We start from the raw sequence: 6,035 nt of genomic DNA, 5'->3' as shown, positions 1-6,035 counted from the left end.
CTGGATTGTCTGAGAATATTCGATCTGCAATGTTGGCAGTCATGAGCAGAGCAAAAATATGAACTATGGTGCATCTGATGCGACCACCCTGCAATGGAGCCCCCTTCGCCAAATTTTCCGATGCAGAAACCGGAACCTATGTAGGTCATGGAATGAATCCACTCTTGCATATAGGTATCTGACAGATTCAGATAGCTAAATGGCTTAACTGTTTTTATATCATTGACGACAGTTTCGTTATAACAGGTCATCACTTTTTTAATAGAGAACCTGTTGACTCCGCAGTGTAAAAAATGTTCAAACTGATGACAGGATGATCGCTGATCCTTACTGTCTTCGGAAGTCGTACAGTAGCTCTCCCCTTGTGAAATCCACTTGATAAATCGTTTCCCCCAGGCGACTGGAGGGTGATATTCATACTCCCTGTCATTCTGGTCTTTGGCAACAAAAGAAATGTCATCATCCTGGTCTTGAAAAAGCGACCTTATGTATTCATCAGCGCCCTCACCACAAATTGCTTTATAAGCCCTTCCTTCGATTTCAAAGCTGTGAATGATTGTTTTATTGGTAATAGCGGGATTAACTAATGACTGATCTCTCTGTGTAAACGATTCCTTTATATAAATCTTTACAGTCTTTGCATGGCCTGTTTTCTTACTGGCAAATAAGGTGTTACTGCTGTCCTTCTGACGACTGTTCGCTGTTTGTCTGGGGTGAAGCTCCGTGGTTGCGTTAGAGGGTATATTCATTATTCATGGCTTCGTGATAACTGGTAGTGGGTGCAGTCAGCATGCTACTGTCTCCTCTTGCTTATATCTCCCCCAAGAATCCCTTTGACATATTCTTGCCCGAAAAATTCCCGTGCCAGACATAAAGACTCAGTATTCACCTTGTCGATTGTAGACAGAAAGTGCCTTTTACGAGTTTTGCGACAACGGAGGAAAGATTCGGACTAATTCATAGCAGGCCATGGACGATAAAAGTAAAGCCGTAAACAACATCACAGGGACGAACCATGATCATCAGAACTGCTACCACCATAACTCTTATTGCCGGATTAGCCATCAGTGCCGCATCAGCCATCGCCAACGAGCGCAGAGTCACTGGAGGTGATAATGCCTACTACATTGCTGACCATTCAGGCCCGACCTTCAGTTCCACCGACTTTGTCTGGCCTGAAAGCAAGTTCAAAGGAGGTGACGGTTATGACGGACCCGAAGATAACAGCAGCGCCTTTGAAGTTTATGTAATCCATGAAGAGAAGAAAGGCGGTGATAATCAATAGTTGATCCAAAAAAGCCCTCAGAAGAGGGCTTTTTTTATACTACAGGGACAAGATGCCCATCTTCCAGGCGCAATGCCCGGTCCATCTGTCGGGCAAAAGCCATATCATGAGTCACAACAATAAAACTGGTGGTCAACTGTTCACTGAGGGATTTCATCAGCTCATGAATCTTGCTGGCGGTGTTGGGATCCAGGTTGCCCGTTGGCTCATCCATCAGAACCAGGTCCGGACTACCGACCAGTGCGCGGGCAATAGCCACCCTCTGCCGTTCACCACCGGAAAGTTCCGCCGGCTTATGGCTGGCCCGTTTCGACAGCCCCACCATGCCCAGCATTTCTTCAGCTCTCATGGTTGCCTGCCCCACGGATACCTCTTTTCGCAGCAGTAAGGGCATGGCGACATTTTCCAGGGCAGTAAATTCTGGCAGCAAATGATGGAACTGGTAAACAAACCCCAGGTGACGGTTCCGCAATTCACCCTGTTTTTGTTCAGACACCTTCATCAGCTGATGGCCACAGAGTATTACCTCACCGCTGGAAGGGTGATCCAACCCGGCCAACAGCTGAAGCAGCGTTGTTTTTCCTGAACCGGAAGTACCGACAATCGCTACTCGTTCAGCGGGTGATACCAACAGGTCTATGCCTCTGAGCACCTCGAGTTTTTCAGGCCCTTCAGCAAATACTTTGGTTAGCCTGCGGCACTCCAGAACTGCACGGTTTTCGGAATTATTCATAGCGAAGCGCCTCCGCAGGCTGGGTTCTGGAGGCTCGCCATGCCGGATACAGGGTTGCCAGGAAACTCATCAACAAACCAGAGACACTGATCACCGCAACATCCTGCCACATTAACTCCGATGGCAGGTAGCTGATAAAGTAAACGTCAGGGCTCAGAAAGTGAATGCCCAATAATTTTTCCAGGGCACCCACAATTTCGGAAACATTCAGCGCACCGGCAATGCCCAGGGCAACCCCCAGCAGCGTTCCGATAACACCAATCAGGGATCCCTGAACCATAAAAATCCCCATAATCATTTTCGGGGTCGCACCAAATGTGCGGAGGATGGCGATATCCCCCTGCTTATCGGTCACCACCATGACCAGCGTGGAGACAATATTAAAGGCGGCAACGGCAACAATCAGGGTGAGAAGCAGGCCGACCATGGTCTTTTCCATCTGAATCGCCTGAAACAGACGGCCATGGCTACGGGTCCAGTCCTGAACGTAGTAGCGACCGGGTAAGGTAATCGCTACATCCCAGGCCAGTTTCGGTGCGGCAAACAGATCATCCATTTTCAGTCGTATACCTGTTACCCCTTCAGGCACCCGCAGAAAACGGGCCAGATCTTCACGATGGGCGTAGGCCAGGTTGCCATCCACATCGGCACCTACCGAGAAAGTACCAACGACAGTGAATCGTTTCAGGCGAGGCAAAACACCCGCCAGGTTGACACTGGCTTCAGGCAGAACCATGGTCACTTTGTCGCCAACGGACAACCCCAGATAATTGGCCAGAATATCACCCAGCAGAATACCAAACTCTCCGGGCTGCAGGTCTTCCAATGCGCCCTGCTTCATGTGATCGGCAATAATAGAGACCCTTCTTTCGTAGCCGGGATCAATACCGTAAACCAGCGTTCCCCGCACCAGATCACCATTGGCCAACATACCCTGGGCATCGACAAACGGCGCAGCCGCTTCGATGCCTTCTTTGTCCGGAATGGTATTGACCAGCGCCTGCCAGTCTTCAATACCACCACCGGCTGCCGTGATGGTGGCATGGGGAACCATACCCAGCACTCGCTGCTTTAGCTCCCGATCAAAGCCATTCATCACTGACAGCACAATAATCAGTACCGAAACACCCAGCGTCAGCCCCACCATGGATGTTCCGGAGATGAAGGAGATAAAATGATTCCGTCGCTTTGCGCGGGTGTAGCGCAAACCGATAAAAAAAGGTAATGGTCTAAACATTTATTCTGCCAGTATTCCTTGCGCCATCGGCGTGTCAGGGGCGGATTGGCCACTTGTTTCAAAAGCCAGTAAGCTGGCATTATGCCATAAAGCGGTATAATTCCCGTCGAATTTTCCTGCGCTTTGCGACTGTTTCCTCCACCCCTGTTCGACAAGAAATATTAGCTTTTCGGTCTTACATGAGCAACGACGGTAAATAGCTTCCTGGGCAGATGCGGATTGGCCCGCCGTGCAGATTCTATACGATCTATGTGACCTTCACGCACGGCCAGCTGATAAATTTCCAGCCCAAAAGCGTCAGCAATTCTCCGGGTACTCTTGCCGTTTACCGTGTTATGAAGAAAATCGTCCATAAATGCTGATGAGTCATGTTGGCCCGTGTATTTCAGGATCAAGGTATCAGATTGCTTGTTGTTTATATCACATCGATGAATGGTTTCCGGCAGTTGAAGTGGCCATCCATTGTCTCTGAAACAGTTCTCATACTGCAAGGCAACGACATTGGACATGAAAAAAAAATGCCCGGGCACTATATCCGACTTGAAATTGAGTTTAAAAAACCAGGCTTCTGGCGTAAAGGTATTGATAAATCTGCACGGGCCGTATTTATCCAATTTATCTTTGGATGTAAATGTATAATAACATTCCTGTCCATCTGAATATTTGCTTGGAAAGGTCTCTGTCATTTCAGCTAAATGTTCATTTTCTTTTTTGTAAGTGATTTTCAGCTCATTCAGGAGCTGCTGAATTCTTGCATGTTCACGGTTTGCTACGGATTGTGGGTCTGGTTTCGGTTCTTTTGCTTCGACTATATCTTGTAGTTCTAACTTCTGACAGGCTGTTTGCAGAGTAATTTTTCGATCACTGAGTAATACCGGTGCCATTTCGTCTAATACATTATCGAGATTGCCCTTAAGTATTTCTTGCTGACCCGGATAATCTGGCAGCTGAACCACTTTGTTATCATGGGTTAAACCCAGTTCACACAGCGTGAGATCCATGGCGGGACCTGTGTGTGACAGGTAATCTTGAAATATTTTTTTCAATTCAGCCAGTGAGTTGATGCTGTCCATCTCAAATCCATATTACGTATTCTGTTGTTCAGTTAATGGGTATTGTTGTGTATGTTATCGCTTATGCTGGTTTTATCATTAACGGTATCAGGGCGGATAGATGCTTAATCTACCCTAAGAACCAGAGCTATTGTTGCTGAGAAAATAATTAGAACGCACTTTCAATGAACCACTGGCAGGAGTAATCTCTTTGCGTGATGCCTGATTAACGCTTCAGCCTTCTTTTCGAGTCAAGCAGGACGCAATTATTATGAAAACACTTGTTGGTACTCTTTCCGTGACTATAGCAATTATTTATTCGTCGTCTATTATCCAGGTCACTGCCAATGAGCTTGCTCCCGACCAGACTCCGTACTCCGAAGGTATCACTGTGACTCCCGTGGGCAGTCAGTCTCAGCAGTTGCGTCAATCTCTGGCTTTACCGAAACATGGTCAAACCATGGATGAAGTCAGGGAGGTGCTGGGCAGCGCCAGCCAGACAGAAACCATTGGTGAACCCGCCATCACCCGCTGGTATTATCCAGACCAAAAATTGACGGTGTACTTTGAAGGTAAACGGGTATTGAGGTCAGTGGTTGATAACACGCACTGAGTTATAAAAGCTGTTTTCTGAATTGCCCTGGCGGCATACCAAAATAACGCTGAAAAGCTTCATAAAAGCGGCTGAGAGAACTGAAACCACAGGCATAGCCAATATCGGCAATGGGCCGCTTGCTGTCCATCAGCAGCAGTTGAGCTTTCTGCAGGCGTTGGAACTGCAGATATTGCTTGATAGAGACCCCCATCACACTGGTAAACAGGTTGGTCGTATAATTCTTGTGCAGCCCAAGATGAGCCGCCACATCGGCGGTTGAAATAGGCCGATGCAGGTTTTCCCCGATAAAGTGAATCATGGTAGAAACATGGTGTGCACCTTTCAAACGACCACTGCCCGGATGACCGGCAGCCGGTGCCTGCTCAAGATGGTCTTCGGAGACACTTTCCGGGTGATCCCACCCCTGAAAACTGATGCGCTTTAACAGCAGTGACAGCTCACCCAGAATAATCTCCTTTAATTCCGGGTGACCGCTGCGAAAATCCTCATGCCAGCGACTCAATCTCATGACCAGGTAGTCATGGTCCGGCTTTGCCAGGGCAATAGCGCCGGTCATCACCTCCTGCCGGAGCTGTCCCATCAGTGGCCACTGAAGAAATTCCGGTAACGGGATATAGAGATTATAAAGGGTGCCTTTCCCCGGATTTTTTTCCACCAGGCCCACCAGTCGATGGGGCATGTTGGCCCAGAAGATGGCCAGCCGGTTTTCAGGAATGCGCTGCTCCCTGCCATTGACAATATAAGTGGCCGAGCAACCCAGCAGATAGTTCAGCTCAACATGGCCATGAACATGGCCACTGTCCATAATATAAGGGGCCCGGTTTTCGATATAAAAGATGTCCCCCTGAATATCGGAAATCGAGCCAGGCATGGGGACCACACCTTCGGTTCTGCGACCGGTTCCACGACATTGCCTGACCGACAATAGCTGCTGACTGCTCACAAATATTGACCCTTATCAAAAAGCCCCACAATGATACCCATTGCCGTGGCACAAATCTTTGTTTTCGGGAAAAACAAGAAAAAAACCGTAAAAGAAATATCCTGCTGCCTGTTCTTAAAATGACCACAATCGATTATTTAACGGGCAGACAAGCTGCCTGAACGAGGTA

General features: G+C 48.1%; 7 protein-coding genes. 2 read left to right on the top strand and 5 right to left on the bottom strand.

Features of this window, described 5'->3' with window-relative positions; all coding sequences use genetic code 11:
• Nucleotides 1-749: hypothetical protein (locus ACO6UY_RS14285; RefSeq protein ID WP_422490350.1), on the bottom strand; the 749-nt coding region annotated here is incomplete at its 3' end.
• A 266-nt stretch (nucleotides 750-1,015) separates the two neighbouring features.
• Between ACO6UY_RS14285 and ACO6UY_RS14280 the strand changes: the two genes are divergently transcribed.
• Nucleotides 1,016-1,285, top strand: coding sequence for a hypothetical protein (locus ACO6UY_RS14280; protein ID WP_422445650.1), 270 nt, complete (start codon nucleotides 1,016-1,018; stop codon nucleotides 1,283-1,285).
• Between the two features lie 34 nt (nucleotides 1,286-1,319).
• Here ACO6UY_RS14280 and lolD read toward each other — a convergent pair whose 3' ends face one another.
• The 3 genes from lolD to ACO6UY_RS14265 all read right to left on the bottom strand — a co-directional run bounded on the left by lolD (nucleotide 1,320) and on the right by ACO6UY_RS14265 (nucleotide 4,328).
• The gene (gene lolD, locus ACO6UY_RS14275; protein WP_422445652.1) at nucleotides 1,320-2,018 is read right to left on the bottom strand and encodes a lipoprotein-releasing ABC transporter ATP-binding protein LolD; all 699 of its coding nucleotides are present in this window, start codon (nucleotides 2,016-2,018) and stop codon (nucleotides 1,320-1,322) included.
• Nucleotides 2,011-3,255: a lipoprotein-releasing ABC transporter permease subunit gene (locus ACO6UY_RS14270; RefSeq protein WP_101748679.1), complete on the bottom strand. Its 1,245-nt coding sequence runs from the start codon at nucleotides 3,253-3,255 to the stop codon at nucleotides 2,011-2,013. Before ACO6UY_RS14270 ends, lolD begins: the two co-directional genes overlap by 8 nt.
• Before the next feature lie 161 nt (nucleotides 3,256-3,416).
• A complete protein-coding gene (locus ACO6UY_RS14265) occupies nucleotides 3,417-4,328 on the bottom strand; it encodes a hypothetical protein (RefSeq protein WP_422445654.1) in 912 nt (303 codons plus the stop codon).
• Nucleotides 4,329-4,578: 250 nt separating this feature from the next.
• Here ACO6UY_RS14265 and ACO6UY_RS14260 point away from each other — a divergent pair, with 250 nt between their 5' ends.
• The gene (locus tag ACO6UY_RS14260; protein ID WP_422445656.1) at nucleotides 4,579-4,920 is read left to right on the top strand and encodes a hypothetical protein; all 342 of its coding nucleotides are present in this window, start codon (nucleotides 4,579-4,581) and stop codon (nucleotides 4,918-4,920) included.
• Nucleotide 4,921: 1 nt separating this feature from the next.
• Here ACO6UY_RS14260 and ACO6UY_RS14255 read toward each other — a convergent pair whose 3' ends face one another.
• Complete coding sequence (locus ACO6UY_RS14255) at nucleotides 4,922-5,866, bottom strand: helix-turn-helix domain-containing protein (RefSeq protein WP_422445658.1); 945 nt, start codon at nucleotides 5,864-5,866, stop codon at nucleotides 4,922-4,924.
• Nucleotides 5,867-6,035: the final 169 nt, after the last annotated feature.

Origin of the sequence: Endozoicomonas sp. ALE010, from assembly GCF_049310165.1 — a bacterium.
Classification (GTDB): domain Bacteria; phylum Pseudomonadota; class Gammaproteobacteria; order Pseudomonadales; family Endozoicomonadaceae; genus Endozoicomonas.
The sequence above is the reverse complement of the archived record's forward strand: the minus strand, read 5'-3'. Positions and strand labels throughout refer to the sequence as shown.

Bases quoted from the DNA above. Each gene is read 5' to 3' on its own strand.
- ACO6UY_RS14280 (WP_422445650.1), top strand. From the start codon at position 1,016: ATGATCATCAGAACTGCTACCACCATAACTCTTATTGCCGGATTAGCC.
- lolD (WP_422445652.1), bottom strand. From the start codon at position 2,018: ATGAATAATTCCGAAAACCGTGCAGTTCTGGAGTGCCGCAGGCTAACC.
- ACO6UY_RS14270 (WP_101748679.1), bottom strand. From the start codon at position 3,255: ATGTTTAGACCATTACCTTTTTTTATCGGTTTGCGCTACACCCGCGCA.
- ACO6UY_RS14265 (WP_422445654.1), bottom strand. From the start codon at position 4,328: ATGGACAGCATCAACTCACTGGCTGAATTGAAAAAAATATTTCAAGAT.
- ACO6UY_RS14260 (WP_422445656.1), top strand. From the start codon at position 4,579: ATGAAAACACTTGTTGGTACTCTTTCCGTGACTATAGCAATTATTTAT.